This is a genomic window from Rhodococcoides corynebacterioides NBRC 14404, assembly GCF_001894765.1.
GTDB lineage: Bacteria > Actinomycetota > Actinomycetes > Mycobacteriales > Mycobacteriaceae > Rhodococcoides > Rhodococcoides corynebacterioides.
This window is the reverse complement of sequence record NZ_BCWV01000009.1, coordinates 24,182-42,222: the sequence shown is the minus strand read 5'-3', so window position 1 is coordinate 42,222 and position 18,041 is coordinate 24,182. Positions and strand designations below refer to the sequence as shown.

The window sequence follows — 18,041 nt, the reverse complement described above, 5'->3', positions numbered from 1 at the left end:
CGTGTTCGTCGCCGCGGTCGGGTGGTGGGGGGACGTCGGTAGGGTGTTGCGACGTGTCCACTTCCGTTCCGGATCCCGAGAGGCGTGCGCGTCTGCTGGCGTCGGGTGCCGTGGCGCTTCGGGCGCACGACGACATTCTGCGTCCGTTGGGTGCGCTCTTCGCGACGGCCGGGTACGAGTTGTTCCTCGTCGGCGGCAGTGTTCGCGACGCGCTGCTCGGTCGACTGAACACGGATCTGGACTTCACGACCAACGCCCTGCCCGAGCACACGCAGGCTCTGTTGGCGGGGTGGGCGGACCATCAGTGGGACACCGGCATCGAGTTCGGCACCGTGAGCGCCGTGCGGAACGGTCGGCAGATCGAGATCACGACGTTCCGCAGCGACGCCTACGACCGGGTCTCGCGCAATCCGGTGGTGCGGTACGGCTCGACGTTGGCGGACGACCTGGTGCGGCGCGACTTCACGGTGAACGCGATGGCCGTCCGGGTGGACGGCGACGGGGCGGGCGAACTGGTCGATCCTCTCGGCGGGTTCGACGCGCTGCTCGAGGGGGTGCTGGACACGCCCACCGAGCCCGAGATCTCGTTCGCCGACGATCCCCTGCGGATGCTGCGGGCGGCGCGCTTCGTCTCCCAGCTGGGGTTCACCCTCATGCCGCGGGTGCGCACCGCGGTACAGGAGATGGCCGCGCAGATCGATCGGATCACGGTCGAGCGCATCACCGCGGAGCTGGACAAGCTGATCCTCGGCGAACACGCCGTGGACGGGGTGGAAGCACTGTGCGACACGGGAATCGCGCAGCGCATCGTCCCCGAGGTCCCGGCGATGAAACTCGAGATCGACGAGCACCACCAGCACAAGGACGTGTACTGGCATTCGCTCACGGTGCTGCAGCAGGCGATCGACCTCGAGGAGGGCGACCCGGATCCGATCCTGCGGTGGGCGGCGCTGCTGCACGACATCGGCAAGCCGGACACCAAGCGCAACGAGCCGGGTGGCGGCGTCAGTTTCCACCATCACGAGGTGGTGGGCGCCAAGATGGTGCGGCGTCGGCTGCGTGCGCTCAAGTATCCGAAGAAGGCGACCGACGACATCGCCCAGCTGGTCTTCCTGCATCTGCGTTTCCACGGATACGGCAAGGGCCAGTGGACCGACTCGGCGGTGCGGCGCTACGTGACCGACGCCGGGGACCTGCTCCCGCGGCTGCACAAGTTGGTGCGGGCGGACTGCACGACGCGCAACAAGCGGCGCGCGGCGGCCCTGCAGGCGACGTACGACGATCTCGAGGCGCGGATCGACCGGTTGGCCGAGCAGGAGGACCTGGCGCGGGTGCGTCCGGACCTCGACGGCAACGCGATCATGGAACTGCTGGACATCCCGGCCGGTCCCGAGGTGGGTCGGGCCTGGCGATTCCTCAAGGAGCTCCGTCTGGACCGGGGTCCGCTGGACCGCGACGAGGCGGAGCGAGAGTTGGTGGCGTGGTGGAACTCCCGTCGATCGGCACAGCAGGCCGAGTGACGGCCGAGCGGGCGACGATCACCGCGACGACGAGGTAGAGCGCCGCGCCGACGCCCACCGCGCCGAGAGCGACGGCCCTCGATGCGGTGCTCACCGGACCGAACGCGACGGCCACGGCGGCCACCGCCACGACGAACGCGATGTTGAACACGGTGTCCTGCAGGGCGAACACGCGGCCGCGACGCCGATCGTCGACGTCGGTCTGCAGGGCCGCGTCGGCGCTGAGCTTGACGGTCTGGCCGGCCACGCCGAGAACGAAGGCGCCGACGACGAGCAGGTCGGGCTCGAGCGTGATCACCAGGGTTCCCTGCACGGCGGCGGCCAGCACCAACGCCGAGGCCGTCAGTCGGCGCGCACCCAGGCGGGGGCGCAGGATCGGGGTGGTGAGGGCGGCGACGAACAGTCCCGCCGCGGTCGCGGTGACGGCCAGACCGAAGCCCGCGATGCCCACCGGCAGCACGGTCGCGCGCGCGGTGGTGGCCGCGTCGCGGAGCACCAGGATCGTCACGACGGTGTCGATGCCGAAGACGACGCGGTGGGCGCCGACACCGAGCAGCGCCGAGCGCACGGTCGGCGTCGCGGCGACGGTGCGCAGACCCGTCGCGACGCCGCGTCCGACACCGACGATCCTCCCGGCGTCGCCACGCTCGGTGGTGCGGTCTCCGGCCGGACCCAGCCGACCGGGCGGGAAGCGCCGGGCGAGGAGGGCGGCGACGACGGCGCCCAGAGCCGACACGGCGGTCGCGACGGCGGCGGGAACACCCGTCGGGCCGGCGAGGGCGAGGACCGTGGTGGCGACGCCCGCCCCGGCCGCGGCGGTGACCGCGCCGAGGGTGACGAGCGCGGAATTGGTGGGGACCAGCGCGTCCGTCGCGACGACCCGGGGCAGCGCGGCGGACATCCCCGCGAGGACGAAGCGGCTGATGCCGACGAGGACGAGGGCGGTCACCAGGACGGTCGCGGTGGACGCGTCCACCAGCAGCAACACCGTGGCGAGGACGATCAGGGCGGTCTTCGCCAGGCCGGCTCCGACCAGGACGGCGCGGCGGTCGAGGCGGTCCAGCGCGACGCCGGCGACGGGCCCGACCAGCGAGTACGGCAACAGCAGGACGGCGAACCCGGCGGCGATGGTCAGCGGGTCGGCCGCCCGCGCGGGGTCGAAGAGCACGACTCCACCCAGCGCGGCCTGCACCATGCCGTCACCGAACTGCGTCGCCAGTCGGACCAGCGCGAGGCGGCGCGCATCGGGGTCCTGCACGACCGATCGGACGGTGGCCGCGATCGTGCTCATGTGCCCTGCCCCGTCTCGCGGCGCGGGGCGACCGCCGGTGCCATGATGAGACCGTGGCACACGCAGAGGACCCGGAGGACCGGACGGCGATGCCCGACCACGCCGTGCGGCCCGGAAGCTTGCTGGTCTCGTCCACCGAACTCGTGGAACCGACGTTCCGACGCACGGTCGTGTACGTGATCGAACACAACGACGCCGGCAGTCTCGGCGTGGTCCTGAATCGGCCCAGCGACACGGCGGTGCACGACGTCCTCCCGCAGTGGGCGCCGCTGACCAGCGCGCCGAAGGCCCTGCACGTGGGTGGTCCGGTCAAGCGCGATTCCGCGCTGTGCCTGGCGACCCTGCGTCCGGGTGTCGCCACGGAGAACGTGCCGGGGTTGCGCCGCGTCGACGGTCGGGTGGTCATGGTGGACCTGGACTCCGAGCCGTCGGCCGTCGCGTCGTCGATCGACGGCATGCGGATCTTCGCGGGGTACTCGGGATGGACGATCGGCCAACTCGAGGGCGAACTCGAGCGCGACGACTGGATGGTCGTGTCCGCGTTGCCGACGGACGTCGTCGGGTCCGGTCGGGTCGACCTGTGGGCACGGGTGCTGCGTCGCCAGCCGATGCCGCTCGCGATGCTGGCCACGCATCCCCTGGACACGTCCACCAACTGACCGGGTGACGCCGGTGCGCACGCCGGTCAGTGGGCGAAGGCGCGGGCGTGCGAGTGGCCACCGCGGTCGCGCAGGGCGGTCACCACCTCGTCGATCGCGTCGCACAGCTGCCGGGCGAGATCCGCCGAGAACCCCTCGCGCACCACGATTCTCAGGACCGCGACGTCCTCGGCGCGCGCCGGCATCGTGTACGCCGGCACCTGCCAGCCGCGTGCCCGCAGCTCGTGGGAGATGTCGAACACGGTGAGGTCCTGCTCGCCCCGCAGAGCGAACGCGACCACCGGGAGCGCCTGCCCGTCACCGATGACGTCGAACGTGTCGGAGGCGGCCAGCCGACCGGCGACGCGGGTGGCCGTCGCGCGGAGCGAGGCCATGACGTCGGTGTACCCACGGCGTCCGAGACGCAGGAAGTTGTAGTACTGCCCCACCACCTGATTGCCGGGGCGGGAGAAGTTCAGCGTGAAGGTCGGCATGTCCCCGCCGAGGTAGTTCACGTGGAACACCAGATCGTCGGGGAGGTCCTGCGCCTCGCGCCAGATCACGAAACCCAGTCCCGGATAGGTCAATCCGTACTTGTGGCCGCTGGCGTTGATCGACTTGACCCGCGGCACCCGGAAGTCCCACAGCAGATCGGGGTCGAGGAACGGGACGACGAACCCGCCGCTGGCGGCGTCGACGTGCACGGGCACGTCCGGCCCGCCCGCCGCGGCCACCTCGTCGAGCGCCTCCGTGATCTCCCGAACCGCCTCGAGTTCACCGGTGAACGTGGTGCCGAGAATGGCGACGACGCCGATGGTGTTCTCGTTCACCGCGTCCCGGACCTGGTCGGGGGTGATGACGTAGCGGCCCGGCTCCATGTCGAGGTAGATCGGCTCCACGTCGAAGTACCGGCAGAACTTCTCCCAGACCACCTGAACGTTGGTACCCAGCACCAGATTCGGGCGCGTGGCATCGGCACCCGCCGACTGCCGCCGCGCCCGCCACTGCCACTTCAGTGCCAAGCCGGCGAGCATGACCGCCTCGGACGAGCCGATGGTGGACACCCCGGTGGCGCTCGCCGGATCCGTCGGGTCCAGGTTCGGCGCGTTCCACAGATCGGCCACCATGTTGACGCAACGCTGCTCGATCGCCGCCGTCGCCGGATACTCGTCCTTGTCGATCATGTTCTTGTCGAACGTTTCGGCCATGAGTTTCTCGGCCTGCGGCTCCATGTACGTGGTGACGAACGTCGCCAGGTTCAGCCGAGAACTGCCGTCGAGCATCAACTCGTCGTGCACGAATCGGTAGACCGCATCGGGATCGGTGCGATCGGTGGGAAGCCGGAGGGCCGGAACGGGATCGTTCGCCAGCCGGCCGGTGTACGCAGGCGCGATGGTGCCGTCGGGATAAGTGTCCGTCACCCTCGCCACGCTACGGGGAGTCGGGCCGACCCGGGGATCACCGCAACAGACCGGCCGCCACGCGGAGATCGGCGACCAGACCGTCGAACGCCGCGTCACGGTCGGCGTCGTCGGTCCGCAGGACCGCCGACGGATGCACGGTGGCCACCGCCTTCGCGTCCCCGAGCGTCAGGACCTCGCCGCGGCCGGTCCCGATCCGGAACGACGGGCCCAGCAGGGCCTGCGCGGCGGTCGCGCCGAGCAGGACCACCACCTCCGGATCGACGGCCCGCAGTTCGGCCTGCAACCAGGGGTGACACGCGGTCACCTCCGAGCGGAGCGGCTTCTGGTGGATGCGCCGCGGACCCGACCCGCGGGTGAACTCGAGTGCTTCACCGCATTGGTCACGTAGGTGACGTCCCGGTCGATCTCGGCCTGCCCGAGAGCCCGGTTCAGCAGGATGCCGGCGGGTCCGACGAAGGGCGCCGCCCGCCGATCCTCCTGATCACCGGGCTGTTCGCCGACGAGCATCATGCGTGCCCCGGCCGAGCCCGCACCGAACACGACGTGCTCCGCCGGCTCCCAGAGATCGCATCCGCGGCACTCCCGCGCCGACGTCGCGAGCTCGGCCAGGTCGAGGGTGTCGGGCACGAACGTCGCCGCGCCGGGGAACTTCGCCATGCGCCGCGAGTACCCGGGCGATCGATCGCCACACCCCAACGGGGGTCGTTTGCCGTCGGTGCGGGCAGGGCATGCGGCTGCAGCGACCCGATGGAAACCGCCCGTCCCCTCGCTTCCGATTCCGTCCACCACCCCCGGTTGGAGCATCTCCGTGACCGATCAGTACACCTTCACCGACCCCGTGACGCAGTACCGCCAGGAAGGGTTCCCGGAGCAGCGGCAGGACCCGCCCGGTCTCGCCGCCGACCTCGAGCCCCGTGCCGACCACGGCGAACGGTCCTACCGCGGCACCGGCCGACTGACCGGCCGCAAGGCGCTCGTCACCGGTGCCGATTCCGGCATCGGACGCGCCGTCGCCATCGCCCTCGCGCGCGAAGGTGCCGACGTCGTCCTCAACTACCTCCCGTCCGAGGAACAGGACGCGCAGGAGGTCGCCGAGCTGGTGCGCGAGGCCGGCCGGACCGCCGTCCTCGCCCCCGCCGACCTCACCGACGAGCAGGCCACCCGCGGCCTCGTCCGCACCACCGTCGACGCCTTCGGCGGCATCGACCTCCTCGTCGCCGTCGCGGGCAAGCAGCAGTACGTCGAGAAGCTCGAGGACCTGACCCCGGAGCAGTTCGACGCCACGTTCAAGACCAACGTCTACTCGCTGTTCTGGATCGTGCAGGAGGCCGTGCCGCACATGCCGGCCGGGTCGACGATCGTCACCACCAGCTCGATCCAGGCGTACACGCCGTCGCCGGGACTCGTCGACTACGCGACCACCAAGATGGCCGTCAACACCATGAGCAAGGCCCTCGCCCAGCAGCTCGCTCCCCGCGGCATTCGCGTGAACGTCGTTGCGCCGGGACCGTTCTGGACTCCGCTGCAGGCGTCGGGCGGACAGCCGACGTCGGCGCTGCCGGAATTCGGCCAGGAGACACCACTGGGCCGAGCGGGTCAGCCGGCCGAGCTGGCCGCGGCGTACGTCTACCTCTCCTCCGCGGAATCGAGCTACGTCACCGGCGACACCCTCAACGTCAACGGCGGCATGCCGACGCCGTGATGCCGGGCGTCGGCGGGCCGACGCCGTGATGCCGGGCGTCGGCGGGCCGACGCCGTGATGCCGGGCGTCGGCGGGCCGACGCCGTGATGCCGTAACGGTTCGGGCCTACCCTCGATGCCATGACCGACGACGCCACCACGCCCACCGACTCCACGCCCTCCGATCGCGAGGTGCTCGAGACCGTGGTGGCGCTGACCGCCTCTCGCCCCGCGCTGGCCGCGGTGCGGGAGGCGGCGTCGTCTCTGCTCGCGGGCCCGGAACCCGGCGTCACCGTGGACGCGGAGATCGTCGACGACCCGATCGGCACGCCCGTGGGGGTCGGGGTCACCGAACCCGGGCTCGCCGCGCCGGGATCGACCTGGACCGACGACGGCGTCCCGACGTGGGACGGGGTCCGCGACCGGATCGAGGGGCGGTCGGGGACGGCACTGGGTGCGGCGGAGTTGGACGCCGCGAGCGCCACCGGCCGGACGGAGGCCGAGAAGTTCGCCGAGCGTGAGCGAGCCGGCAAGGCGCGCCTCGAGGAGATCAGGAAGTCGATGCAGCGTCCCTGATCGCCTGCCGCTCGTACCGGGCGGCCAGCACGGCGCACACCACCAGCTGGATCTGGTGGAAGATCAGCAACGGCAGCACGATGATGCCGATGGGCTGCCCGGCGAAGAGCACCGAGGCGATCGGCAGCCCGCTGGCCAGCGACTTCTTGGAGCCGCAGAACAGCACCACGATGCGGTCGCCGCGGTCGAAGCGACACAGCCGCCCGATCAGCTCGGTCAGCCCGAGCACCACCGCCAGCAGCACGCTGCAGACGGCCCCCACCGCGGCGATGCGCCACGGCGACAGGACCGACCACACGCCCTGCACCCGCGAGACGCTGAACGCGGCGTAGACGACCAGCAGAATCGATCCGCGGTCGACGAGCTTGGTGGCCGACGCGTGCCGCTGCACCCACCCGGCGATGCGTCGACGGGCGAGTTGACCGAGCAGGAACGGGACCAACAGCTGCAGGAGAATGTCGCCGATCGCGGAGGCATCGACGCTCGCCTCCCCCGTCGTCGTCACGAGCAGGACGACGAGCACCGGGGTGACGACGACGCCCAGCAGGTTGGAGACCGACGCGCTGACGACGGCGCCGGCGACGTTCCCGCGGGCGATCGAGGTGAACGCGATGGACGACTGGATGGTCGACGGAACCAGGCAGAGGTAGAGCATGCCGGTGTAGAGCTCGTCGGTGAGGATCGTCGGCGTGAGCACCCGCATCGCGAGTCCGAGCAGCGGGAACAGCAGGTACGTGCATCCGAGGACGACGGTGTGCAGGCGCCAGTGCGTGAGCCCGTCGAGGGCATCGCGCGGAGACAGCCGGGTGCCGTAGAGGAAGAACAGCAGCGCGATCGCGGCGACGGTGACCGCGTGCAGGACGTCGGATGCGCGGCCCGTCGCCGGCAGCAGGGTCGCAACGGCGGCGACGCCGAAGATCCCGAGGACGAACCCGTCCAGAGCAGCGGCAATGCGCCGCGGAAATCCCATGTCAGGCGGGCTTGCAGGCGTCCTTGAGGCTGCACGAGATGCAGGAATGACCGCAGCCGCCCTGCTCGTCGGGTGCGGGCGCGGCGGCGGCCGCGGCGCGGGTGCCCATGGTGCCGCCGTAGGCGGCCGAGACGAGTGCGGCAGCGGTGGTGACGGCCGCGGCGATCACGCCGAACAGGCCGCCGGGTGCGATCGCGGCGATCGCACCGAGCAGCAGCATCACGGCCGCGGCCGCGGTGGTGGGGGCGGCCACCTTGTTGGCGAGGGCGAAGGACTCGTCGCTGGCCATGCTCGCCTCGGTGCGCACACCGACCAGGGCGTTGCGACGCAGGCGCCCGCGCAGCCCGAGGACCGCGACCACGCCGAGGGCGACGGCGGCGGCCAGGAGCAGGACGAACAGAATCACGGACACGACGATCACGAAGTCCAGTTTACGGTCCGTCGGTGACCGGGCCGATCACGGCCCGGGGCACGCTTTACGCTGGTCGCGTGACTTCGCAGCCTGACCCCACCGCCGAGACGACGCCCGGACACCGCTACACGGCGGACCTCGCGGGCTCCATCGAGGCGCGGTGGCAGAAGCGCTGGGCCGACGAGGGGACGTTCGCCGCGCCGAATCCGGTGGGCGATCTCGCCACCGACGGCGACCTCCCGGCGGACAAGCTGTTCGTCCAGGACATGTTCCCGTATCCCTCGGGCAGCGGTCTGCACGTCGGGCACCCGCTGGGGTACATCGCCACCGACGTGTTCGCCCGCTATCACCGCATGCGGGGACGCAACGTGCTCCACACCCTCGGCTACGACGCCTTCGGGCTGCCGGCCGAGCAGTACGCCGTGCAGACCGGTACCCACCCGCGCACCACCACCGAGGCGAACATCGCGAACATGCGTCGTCAGCTCGGCCGACTCGGGCTGGGCCACGACATGCGCCGGTCGGTCGCGACGACGGACGTCGATTTCTACCACTGGACCCAGTGGATCTTCCTGCAGATCCACGGGGCCTGGTACGACGCCGAGGCCGGTCGCGCGCGCCCCGTCGCCGAACTGGAGTCCGAATTCGACTCCGGCACTCGCACTCTCGACGACGGGCGCGTCTGGTCGGAGCTCTCGGCCGCCGAGCGTCGCGAGGTGATCGACGGGTATCGGCTGGTCTACCAGTCGAATTCGCTGGTCAACTGGTGTCCCGGGCTGGGCACGGTGCTGGCCAACGAGGAGGTCACCGCCGACGGCCGCAGCGATCGCGGCAACTTCCCGGTGTTCCGGAAGAACCTGCGCCAGTGGATGATGCGCATCACGGCCTACTCCGACCGGCTCATCGACGATCTGGACCTGCTGGACTGGCCCGAGAAGGTCAAGACCATGCAGCGCAACTGGATCGGGCGCTCGCGCGGTGCGCAGGTACGGTTCGACGCCCAGCTGCCGCACGGCACGGGCACCGCCGGCATCGAGGTCTTCACCACGCGGCCGGACACGCTGTACGGCGCCACCTACGTCGTGCTCGCCCCGGAACACCCCCTGGTGGACGACATCACGGCCGTCGCCTGGCCCGCGGACGTCGATCCGCGCTGGACTCTCGGGGAGGGCACGCCCCTGCAGGCGATCGGCGCGTACCGCCGTGCCATCGCCGCGAAGTCCGACCTCGAACGGCAGGAGAACAAGGAGAAGACGGGCGTCTTCACCGGGTCCTACGCGGTCAATCCCGTCACCGGCGAGTCCGTGCCGGTGTTCGTGGCCGACTACGTGCTGACCGGCTACGGCACCGGGGCGATCATGGCGGTCCCCGCGCACGATCAGCGGGACTGGGAGTTCGCGACGGCATTCGGACTTCCCGTGGTGCAGGTGATCTCGGGCGGCGACGTCACGGAGGCGGCGTGGACGGGCGACGGCACACTCGTCGCGTCGGGCGATCTCGACGGCCTGACGGTCGACGAGGCCAAGACGCGGGTGATCGCGCAGCTCGAGGAGAAGGGGACGGGACGCGGCACCATCCAGTACAAGCTGCGGGACTGGCTGTTCGCCCGGCAGCGCTACTGGGGTGAGCCCTTCCCGGTGGTCTACGACGCCGACGGTGTCGCGCATGCGCTGCCCGATTCCGCTCTCCCGGTGGAACTCCCGGACGTCGAGGACTACGCGCCGGTGTCGTTCGACCCCGACGACGCCAACAGCGAGCCGTCGCCGCCGCTGGCCAAGGCGACCGACTGGGTGCACGTCGACCTCGACCTCGGGGACGGTCTGCAGAGCTACACCCGCGACACCAACGTCATGCCGCAGTGGGCGGGGAGCTCGTGGTACCAGCTGCGGTACATCGACCCCACCAACCCCGACACGCTGTGCGCCCCCGAGAACGAGGCGTACTGGATGGGCCCGCGCCCGGACGTCCACGGCGAGAACGATCCCGGTGGTCTCGACCTGTACGTCGGCGGCGTGGAACACGCTGTGCTGCACCTGCTCTACGCCCGCTTCTGGCACAAGGTGCTGTTCGACCTCGGACACGTGAGCTCGAGGGAGCCGTACCGCCGCCTGTACAACCAGGGCTACATCCAGGCCTACGCCTTCACCGACTCCCGCGGGGTGTACGTCCCCGCCGACGAGGTGGTCGAGCGCGACGGGCAGTACTTCTTCCAGGACCAGCCGGTGAACCGCGAGTACGGGAAGATGGGCAAGTCGCTCAAGAACTCCGTCTCGCCCGACGAGATCTTCACCGAGTACGGAGCGGACACCCTGCGGGTGTACGAGATGTCGATGGGCCCGCTGGACACCTCGCGCCCCTGGGCCACCAAGGACGTGGTCGGAGCGCAGCGGTTCCTGCAGCGCGTGTGGCGGCTGGTGGTCGACGAGGAGACCGGCGCGCTGCGGGTCACCGACGATGCTCCGTCCGACGACACCCTGCGCGCGGTGAACCGGGCGATCGAGGGCGTCGACGCGGATTACGCTGCGCTGCGGGACAACACGGCCGGGGCGAAGCTCATCGAGCTGACGAACCACCTGACCAAGGAGTACCCGGGCGGCGCTCCGCGGAGCGCTGTCGAGCCGCTGGTGCTGATGCTCGCGCCCTTGGCCCCGCACATCGCCGAGGAACTCTGGACCCTGTTGGGCCACGACGGATCTCTCGCACACGGACCGTTCCCGATCGCCGACGAGACGTGGCTGGTCGACGACACCGTCGATTACCCCATCCAGGTCAACGGCAAGGTCCGCAGCCGGATCAGCGTGGCGGCGGACGCGTCTCGCGAGGCGGTGCAGTCGGCTGCCCTGGCCGACGAGAAGATCGTCGCGCTGTTGAACGGCGGGGAGCCGAAGAAGGTCATCGTGGTCCCCGGGCGCATGGTGAACGTGGTTCTCTGACGCCGTTCACCGAGCGGCGGAGTGCATCTCCCAGATCAGGATTTCGCTGGGCGCTGTCGTCGTGATGCGGGGCGAGCCGCCGCCGGTGAGGCGGACGGCATCGCCCTGGCGGAGGTCGACGCCGTCCATCGTCGCGTCGCCGCGCGCGAGGAAGACGTGGACGAACGGCGCGTCCGGCACGGTGATCGACCGTCCGGCAGACGGTCTCGCGATGTGCAGTGCCGCGTCCCGGTTGCCGAGAGTGACCGCGGTGCGGTCCGCGTCGCGGGACAGCCCGGACGCGACCACGATCAGGTCGCCGCCGGCGAGGGCGTCGGACACGTCGCGCTCCTCGTAGGACGGCTCCGTGTCGTCGACGCTCGGCGGGATCCACATCTGGACGACGCGCAGCGGGCGCCGCGAGGTGTACCCGTTGTCGTTGCGCTCCGAGTGCAGCACGCCGGAGCCCGCGCTCATCCGCTGGATCACCCCCGGCCGGAGGACGCCGGTGTTGCCCACCGAATCCTCGTGTCGCAGTCTCCCGTCCAGGACCCAGGTGACGATCTCCATGGCGCGGTGGTGGTGACGGTCGAACCCCTCGCCGGGCGCGACGGTGTCCTCGTTGTGCACCAGCAGCAGCCCGTGGGCCGCCCTCGCGAGGTCGAAGTTGCCGGTGGCGGGGAAGGACTGGCGGGAGTCGATCGCGCCGTCCCACCAGTGCCTCCGGTCCTCGCTGCGGACGATCTGCGCAGTGGGGGCCTCGGTGGTCATGTCGAGGTGCCCTCGGTGGTCATGTCGAGCGGAACCCGGGCCGAGTCGCCGGCATTCCCGGCGCTCACCGCTCGAGCCGCAGGTCCTCGGGGCCGGTGAGCTCGATCCACGGCACGGGCCGGGCGGCGGGAACCGACGCGAGACGGTCCGCGTCCACGAGCAGCGGCATGGCGAGGTCCGTCGCCGCGGCGATGTCCGCGATCGGGACCTGGTAGGTGCGGTACGCGCCCAGCGGGGGAACGTCGTCGGCGCGGACCCCGCGCTCGAGGATCGGACCGAGCGAGTCCGTCTGGTCGAGCACGTACCCGGTGGCGGCGAGGTCCTCGTCCTGCGCCCACGCCGCGACCTTGAAGAAGCGCCGAGGAATCGCGACACCCCGGTACACCGGATCGTCCGACTCGAACAGGCACCCCGTGAACACCGAGAGCCGCTCGCCGTACTGCCGGGCGTGGTCCAGGACGTAGTCCTCGAGACCGAGCCACAGCGTCGTCGACTGGTTGAGGGTCGCCGTCTGAGGAGCGCACACCGTGTAGTGGAACGTGTCGGCATTGGCGCGCTCGGCGTCCTCGCCCCACACCGGATCGCGGCGCCGAACCAGGTGACCGCGATCGAGGTCGTTGCCGGAGTACAGCTCCGGCCCCGCCTGCTGCGATGCCGGCAGCCGCGGGTCGAGGCGCCAGTCGTCCTCGCGCTCGACGTCGCGGAGGTCACTGCCGTCGATGGTGACCGCGGTCACGGCCGCCAGCCGGCGTCCGGTGTCCATCGAGACCGCGAAGTGCGTGTAGTCCAGGGTGACCAGCCCGTCCCGCGACGGGATCGGGAGGGCGTCGGCGGTACCGAGGAAGCGCGCGTCGTAGGTCATGCGGAGCAGTCAGCCACACGGGGGTGACGGTGGGGTGAACGCGCCCGCTCGACCTGCGCGGCTGCACACAGGTGCTGCGGGTCGACGGGATACCGGAGATCCGGCCGACCTGTGTGCACGGAAGCAGGCTGCCACCGACCAGCGGTGACAGCCTGCGCGCACGCGGGTGGAGGCTAGAAGTCCACCCGCCGCCGCGACCGGACCTTGGTCACCGCGGAGAACACGACCGCGATGATCATCAGCGTGTAGAGCACCACGGTGATGCCGCTGCCGACCAGGACCGTGGCGTCGCCCTCGCTCACGGCCAGTGCCCGTCGGAGCGAGTCCTCGGCGAGCGGGCCGAGGATGACGGCGATCAGCACCGGTGCCAGCGGAATACCGAAGCGCCGCAACATGAATCCGATGACGCCGAGTCCGAGCATGAACATGAGGTCGACCACGGACGCGGACGAGGCGTACACGCCGAGCGAGGCGAACACGGTGATACCGGCGTACAGGTAGTTCTTCGGAATGCGCAGCAGCTGTGCCCACAGGGGTGCGAACGGCAGGTTGAGGATCAGCAGCACCACCATGCCGACGAACAGGCTGGCGATGAGCGCCCAGACGATCTCGCCGTTGCGGTCGAACAGCAGCGGCCCGGGCTGAATGCCGTACTGCTGGAACGCCGCCAGCAGGATCGCCGCGGTCGCCGAGGTCGGCAGCCCGAGTGCGAGGAGCGCGCCCATGGCGGTACCGGCCGTCGAGTTGCCGGCGGCCTCGGGCCCGGCCACACCGCGGATGGCACCCTTGCCGAACATCGGGTTCGGGCGCCGACGGTCCAACCGACGCTCCGTGCCGTAGGCCAGGAAGCTCGGCACCTCGGCGCCACCGGCCGGGATGATGCCGAACGGGACACCGAAGGCGGTGCCGCGCATCCACGCCGGCAGGGCCTCGCGAAACTCCGACCGGGTGAGGAACGGGCGGCCCTTCGACGGGATGAGGGTGGTGTCGTCGGGCTTGCCGATCTTCGACGCCACGTGGATCACCTCGCCGAGCGCGAGCATCGCGACGGTGATGACGACGATGTGGACGCCGTCGAAGAGCGACGGCACCTCGAACGTGAATCGTGATGCGCCGGAGGGCCCGTCGATGCCGATGACGGCGAGGGTCAACCCGATCAGCAGCGCCGACATGCCCTTGAGCACGGAGTCGGAGACCACCGCCGACGTGGCGATGAACGCGAACACCGCGAGCGCGAAGTACTCGGCCGGACCGAAGTTCGTCGCCAGCGAGGCCAGGGTCGGCGCGAAGAAGACCACCAGGGTGGTGGCGATGATGCCACCGATGAAAGCGCCGATCGCGGAGGTCGCCAGAGCTTGGGGGGCGCGGCCGTTCTTCGCCATGCGATGGCCCTCGAACGTGCCGGCGATGGCCGTGGAGTTGCCGGGCGTGTTCATGAGGATGCCGGAGATCGAGTCACCGAACAGTCCGCCGAAGTAGACGCCGGCGAACATGATGAGCGCGGACGTCGGCTCCAGGGTGAAGGTGACCGGCAGCAGCAGCGCCACGGCCATGGCGGATCCGAGCCCGGGGAGTACGCCGACGGCGGTGCCGAGCAGCGCGCCGACCACGACCCACACCAGGTTCATCGGCGTGAGCGCGGTGCCGAAGCCGTCGAGGAGATTGCTCAGTGCGTCCATCAGAACACCGCCGCCAGGATGCCGCCGGGAAGGGTCAGGCCCAGGCCCCCGGAGAACACCAGCTGGACCGCCGAGGACACGAGGAGCGCCACGGCGGCGTCGAAGACGTAGCGCCGTCCACCGAGTCCGATCGAGACGCCCCAGAAGAGAAACGCGCCCGCGAGCACCCAGCCGAGCGGCTCGAGCAGTGCGATGAACAGAGCGACGGTGCCGACCGTGATGCCGACGCTGCGCCAGTTGGAGAACGTCCCGGTGTTCGGTCGCCCCTCGTCGTCGACCCCGAGTTCGACGGGCTCGGGCCGCCGGATCAGCTGCACCGTGACCAGGGCCGCGATGAGGAAGCAGAAGCCCGCGACGAGGGCGGGGAAGACCTGCGGGCCCGGCGACGTGGCGGTGTCCGGCACCGTCATGGTCACGGTGCCGTAGACCAGGAAGAGGCCGAGGGCCACCAGCAGGGCAGGGACGACCAGGCCGCTCCGGCCGGTGAGGACGCCGGCCCGGGGACCGGTGTCGGGCGGGTCGGTGGTCACGCTGGTGCTCATATCAGACCCAACTCTCGGAGGATGTCGCTGATGCGGTCCTGTTCGGCCGCGAGGAACTCGCCGAACTCGTCACCGGTCAGAAGGGATTCCTTCCACCGGTTGCGCTCGACGGCGGTGGCCCACTGTTCGGTGTCGACCATCTCGGTGACGATGTCGATCAAGGTCTGCCGGTCGGTGTCGGACACCCCGGGCGGCGCGACCAGGCCGCGCCAGTTGACCAGGTCGACGTCGTAGCCCTGCTCGATGAACGTGGGCGTGTCGATGCCGGGCACCGGCTCCGGCGCCGCGACGGCGAGGGCGCGGACGTTCCCGGCCTCGATCTGGTCGCGGAAGTCGTTGCACCCGCTGACCGCGATGCCGACGGTGTTCGACAGCAACGACGTCAGCACCTCGCCACCGCCGGAGAAGGCGATGTAGTTGATGGCGGCCGGGTCGATGTCGGCCTGTTGTGCCAGCTGACCGGAGACGATGTGGTCGATCCCGCCGAGCGAGCCGCCGCCGATGGGGAGGCCACCGGGGTTGGCACGCCATGCGTCGAGGAAGTCGTCGAGGTTCCGGTACGGCGAGTCGCGGGGGACGACGAACACCTCGAAGTCCTCGGCGAGCCGGGCGACGGGCACGGTGTCCTGGAGGGTGACCGGCGAGTCGTTGATCGCGATGCCGCCGAGCATCACGGTGCCGGTGACCATGAGGGTCGTCGGCTGGCCGGTGAGTGTCTCGAGCTGGCTCAGCCCGATGGTGCCTCCCGCACCCGGGACGTTCACCACCTGCGCGTTGTTGACGATGCCGTCCGATCGGAGCGCCTGCTGCGATTCGCGGGCCACGAGGTCCCATCCGCCGCCCGCGGCCGCGGGTGCGATCATGGTCAGCTTCGCGCGTGCGTCGGACCCGCTGGCGCTGCTCGCGGCGTCGATGCCGGCCACCGTGACGGCCGCGGCGACGGCGACGGCGCCGAGCGCGCGCGTCAGTGTGAGCTGCATGGATTCGAGATTCTGGACGTGGTGTCGGTCACAGGCATGGACGGTATGACCTGTCTGTCCGTTTGGTCCAGACAATCCGAATTGTGCGCATAGTGTGCACGGCCGGGTTCGCCGAAACGGCTACCGGGTTCGCCCGATTCGGGCAACCCTGGTGCCTGTCCGGCCCCGGGGCCGGACCGACGACGACACCGAAAGGCTCACCATGACCGTTGCAGTGGCGATGAATTCGACGCCCGAGGGGCGCGAGGCTCTCGTGAAGGGGAGCGCGGAGGCGCAACTCCGTGGGGATGCGCTGGTGGTGCTCTCGGTGCTGGACACCGACGAGGTGACGGCGGCCGACCGCGAGGCGGTCGACGGTCGGGTGCGAGAGGTGCTCGGGGACGGGCAGTTCACGGCGCGGGTCGAGCCGGACGGCGGCGACGAGGCCGGGGCGATCGTCGATCTCGCGGCCGAGGTCGGGGCGACCCTCGTGGTGATCGGATCCAAGCGACGCAGCGCCGTCGGCAAGTTCCTCATGGGTAGCACCGTGCAGCGTGTGCTGCTCGACTGCCCGGTGCCCGTGATGGTGGTCAAGGCCGACCACTGAGCGCCGGCCCGCGAATTCAGCGGGGCCGCAACACGATCTCGGTCGGGTGCGCGTCCGCCGGGGTGTCGATGGCCTGGCGGACGGCACGCGCGACCGTGTCGACGGAGAGGTACTGCGAGCCGTCGTAGGACTTCCCCTCACCCGCGACGATGGCGCGCTGCATGTCGGTGTCGATGCGACCCGGGTGCACGCTGGTCACGCGGAGGTCGGGCTCCTCCTGACGCAGGGCGTCTCCGAAGGCGCGCAGCGCGAACTTGCTGGCGGCGTACGCACTCCAGCGCGGGTTGGCGCGCAGTCCCGCCCCCGAGTTGATCAGCACGACGTGGCCGCGGGCGCGGCGAAGGGCGGGCAGCAGGAGGCGGGTGAGCTCGGCGACCGCGAAGACATTGGCCTCGAACGTGTGTCGCCAGTCCTCGAGGGTCAGTTCCTCGACCGTGCCGAGGTCGGCGACACCGGCGTTGTGCACCAGGACGTCGAGGGAGTCGATGTCGGCGGTTGCCGCCCGGACTGCATCGGCGTCGGTGAGATCGACGGGCCACGGTGTGGCGGTGGACAGTTCGTCGACGATCCCGACCACCGAGTCGGCCGTCGTACCGCCGACCAGCACGTCGTGATCGGTGGCGAGCAGTCGGGCGATCCCGGCGCCGAGTCCGCGGCCGGCGCCCGTGACGAGTGCGGTGGGTGACATACCGACGAGCCTAGTGACGCGCCGTCGCCTGCAGGTGGGCCCGCATGTCGGAGTAGATGCGGCCCAGGGCGTCGACGTCGTCGTCGGAGAGGACGTCGAACATCGATTCCCGGACGGCGTCGACGTGGCCGGGGCTGGTCGCCGCCAACTTCTCCATGCCCGCGTCGGTGAGTTCGGCGGACATTCCGCGACGGTCGTCCTCGCATTCGACCCGCACGACCCATCCTGCGTCGACGAGTCGAGTGATGGCACGGGTGACGCCGCTGCGGGTGGTGGTGACCGCATCGGCGAGATCGCGCATGCGCATGCTGCGGCCCGGCGCCTCGCTCAACTTGACGAGCAGTTCGAAGTCGGTGAAGGAGATTCCGGATTCGCGGACGAGCTGACGGTCGAGGGTCTGCAGGAGCAACCGGGTCGAGTCGAGATAGGCACGCCAGGCGCGCTGTTCGTCGTCCGTCAACCAGTTCGTCATGGTGCCAGTCTACGACAGATAGTTGACGGCGCAATTAT

General features: G+C 70.4%; 17 protein-coding genes and 1 pseudogene. 6 read left to right on the top strand and 12 right to left on the bottom strand.

Translation table 11 applies throughout. The annotated features are described in order from the left end of the window. Positions 1-53: 53 nt before the first annotated feature. Positions 54-1,520, top strand: a complete 1,467-nt coding sequence (locus RC2_RS17765) for a CCA tRNA nucleotidyltransferase (protein ID WP_068148539.1) — start codon at positions 54-56, stop codon at positions 1,518-1,520. Here RC2_RS17765 and RC2_RS17760 read toward each other — a convergent pair. After that, on the bottom strand, positions 1,417-2,811 hold the full coding sequence (locus tag RC2_RS17760; protein WP_072681724.1) for an MFS transporter: 1,395 nt from the start codon (positions 2,809-2,811) through the stop codon (positions 1,417-1,419). The genes RC2_RS17765 and RC2_RS17760 overlap by 104 nt on opposite strands. A gap of 53 nt (positions 2,812-2,864) precedes the next feature. Between RC2_RS17760 and RC2_RS17755 the strand changes: the two genes are divergently transcribed. Continuing rightward, positions 2,865-3,470, top strand: a complete 606-nt coding sequence (locus tag RC2_RS17755; RefSeq protein WP_072681723.1) for a YqgE/AlgH family protein — start codon at positions 2,865-2,867, stop codon at positions 3,468-3,470. Between the two features lie 26 nt (positions 3,471-3,496). Here RC2_RS17755 and gad read toward each other — a convergent pair whose 3' ends face one another. Further along, the gene (gene gad / locus RC2_RS17750; protein ID WP_139277457.1) at positions 3,497-4,870 is read right to left on the bottom strand and encodes a glutamate decarboxylase; all 1,374 of its coding nucleotides are present in this window, start codon (positions 4,868-4,870) and stop codon (positions 3,497-3,499) included. Between the two features lie 37 nt (positions 4,871-4,907). Continuing rightward, positions 4,908-5,530 (bottom strand): annotated as a pseudogene (locus tag RC2_RS17745) (UdgX family uracil-DNA binding protein). Positions 5,531-5,681: 151 nt separating this feature from the next. Between RC2_RS17745 and RC2_RS17740 the strand changes: the two are divergent. Continuing rightward, complete coding sequence (locus tag RC2_RS17740; RefSeq protein WP_068148551.1) at positions 5,682-6,575, top strand: glucose 1-dehydrogenase; 894 nt, start codon at positions 5,682-5,684, stop codon at positions 6,573-6,575. A gap of 119 nt (positions 6,576-6,694) precedes the next feature. Next, positions 6,695-7,129 (top strand): hypothetical protein, encoded by a 435-nt coding sequence (locus RC2_RS17735; protein ID WP_068148553.1) that lies wholly within the window; start codon positions 6,695-6,697, stop codon positions 7,127-7,129. Here the strand turns inward: RC2_RS17735 and RC2_RS17730 are convergent. Both RC2_RS17730 and RC2_RS17725 read right to left on the bottom strand, forming a co-directional pair. After that, positions 7,104-8,099, bottom strand: coding sequence for a bile acid:sodium symporter family protein (locus RC2_RS17730; RefSeq protein ID WP_068148556.1), 996 nt, complete (start codon positions 8,097-8,099; stop codon positions 7,104-7,106). The two genes, RC2_RS17735 and RC2_RS17730, sit on opposite strands and share 26 nt — an antisense overlap. Position 8,100: 1 nt before the next feature. Continuing rightward, complete coding sequence (locus RC2_RS17725; RefSeq protein WP_068148559.1) at positions 8,101-8,520, bottom strand: SdpI family protein; 420 nt, start codon at positions 8,518-8,520, stop codon at positions 8,101-8,103. A 68-nt stretch (positions 8,521-8,588) separates the two neighbouring features. On the opposite strand from RC2_RS17725, the gene leuS reads away from it, so the two are divergent. Next, positions 8,589-11,444 carry a leucine--tRNA ligase gene (leuS, locus tag RC2_RS17720; RefSeq protein ID WP_068148561.1) on the top strand — a complete coding sequence of 952 codons (2,856 nt, stop codon included), beginning with the start codon at positions 8,589-8,591 and terminating at the stop codon, positions 11,442-11,444. Between the two features lie 6 nt (positions 11,445-11,450). Here the strand turns inward: leuS and RC2_RS17715 are convergent, their stop codons facing one another. The 5 genes from RC2_RS17715 to RC2_RS17695 form a co-directional block, all read right to left on the bottom strand. Beyond that, entirely contained in the window at positions 11,451-12,194 is a 744-nt protein-coding gene (locus RC2_RS17715) for a pirin family protein (protein ID WP_068148564.1), read from the bottom strand. Between the two features lie 64 nt (positions 12,195-12,258). Then, a complete protein-coding gene (locus RC2_RS17710) occupies positions 12,259-13,056 on the bottom strand; it encodes a DNA/RNA non-specific endonuclease (protein WP_068148567.1) in 798 nt (265 codons plus the stop codon). A 173-nt stretch (positions 13,057-13,229) separates the two neighbouring features. Next, positions 13,230-14,735, bottom strand: a complete 1,506-nt coding sequence (locus RC2_RS17705) for a tripartite tricarboxylate transporter permease (RefSeq protein ID WP_068148571.1) — start codon at positions 14,733-14,735, stop codon at positions 13,230-13,232. Continuing rightward, a complete protein-coding gene (locus RC2_RS17700) occupies positions 14,735-15,277 on the bottom strand; it encodes a tripartite tricarboxylate transporter TctB family protein (protein ID WP_068148573.1) in 543 nt (180 codons plus the stop codon). Before RC2_RS17700 ends, RC2_RS17705 begins: the two co-directional genes overlap by 1 nt. Further along, positions 15,274-16,257, bottom strand: a complete 984-nt coding sequence (locus tag RC2_RS17695) for a Bug family tripartite tricarboxylate transporter substrate binding protein (protein ID WP_068148575.1) — start codon at positions 16,255-16,257, stop codon at positions 15,274-15,276. The genes RC2_RS17700 and RC2_RS17695 overlap by 4 nt, the downstream gene beginning before the upstream one ends. A gap of 202 nt (positions 16,258-16,459) precedes the next feature. Here RC2_RS17695 and RC2_RS17690 point away from each other — a divergent pair, with 202 nt between their 5' ends. Continuing rightward, positions 16,460-16,843, top strand: a complete 384-nt coding sequence (locus tag RC2_RS17690; protein WP_068148579.1) for a universal stress protein — start codon at positions 16,460-16,462, stop codon at positions 16,841-16,843. A gap of 16 nt (positions 16,844-16,859) precedes the next feature. Here the strand turns inward: RC2_RS17690 and RC2_RS17685 are convergent, their stop codons facing one another. Next, entirely contained in the window at positions 16,860-17,531 is a 672-nt protein-coding gene (locus tag RC2_RS17685; protein ID WP_068148581.1) for an SDR family oxidoreductase, read from the bottom strand. Between the two features lie 10 nt (positions 17,532-17,541). After that, a complete protein-coding gene (locus RC2_RS17680) occupies positions 17,542-18,003 on the bottom strand; it encodes a MarR family winged helix-turn-helix transcriptional regulator (protein ID WP_068148584.1) in 462 nt (153 codons plus the stop codon). Between the last annotated feature and the right edge of the window lie 38 nt (positions 18,004-18,041).

Excerpts from the sequence above, each read along its gene's own strand:
- RC2_RS17680 (WP_068148584.1), bottom strand. The coding sequence starts at position 18,003 with ATGACGAACTGGTTGACGGACGACGAACAGCGCGCCTGGCGTGCCTAT.
- RC2_RS17700 (WP_068148573.1), bottom strand. The coding sequence starts at position 15,277 with ATGAGCACCAGCGTGACCACCGACCCGCCCGACACCGGTCCCCGGGCC.
- RC2_RS17735 (WP_068148553.1), top strand. The coding sequence starts at position 6,695 with ATGACCGACGACGCCACCACGCCCACCGACTCCACGCCCTCCGATCGC.
- RC2_RS17685 (WP_068148581.1), bottom strand. The coding sequence starts at position 17,531 with ATGTCACCCACCGCACTCGTCACGGGCGCCGGCCGCGGACTCGGCGCC.
- RC2_RS17760 (WP_072681724.1), bottom strand. The coding sequence starts at position 2,811 with ATGAGCACGATCGCGGCCACCGTCCGATCGGTCGTGCAGGACCCCGAT.
- RC2_RS17715 (WP_068148564.1), bottom strand. The coding sequence starts at position 12,194 with ATGACCACCGAGGCCCCCACTGCGCAGATCGTCCGCAGCGAGGACCGG.
- RC2_RS17730 (WP_068148556.1), bottom strand. The coding sequence starts at position 8,099 with ATGGGATTTCCGCGGCGCATTGCCGCTGCTCTGGACGGGTTCGTCCTC.
- RC2_RS17690 (WP_068148579.1), top strand. The coding sequence starts at position 16,460 with ATGACCGTTGCAGTGGCGATGAATTCGACGCCCGAGGGGCGCGAGGCT.
- RC2_RS17705 (WP_068148571.1), bottom strand. The coding sequence starts at position 14,735 with ATGGACGCACTGAGCAATCTCCTCGACGGCTTCGGCACCGCGCTCACG.
- RC2_RS17710 (WP_068148567.1), bottom strand. The coding sequence starts at position 13,056 with ATGACCTACGACGCGCGCTTCCTCGGTACCGCCGACGCCCTCCCGATC.
- RC2_RS17695 (WP_068148575.1), bottom strand. The coding sequence starts at position 16,257 with ATGCAGCTCACACTGACGCGCGCGCTCGGCGCCGTCGCCGTCGCCGCG.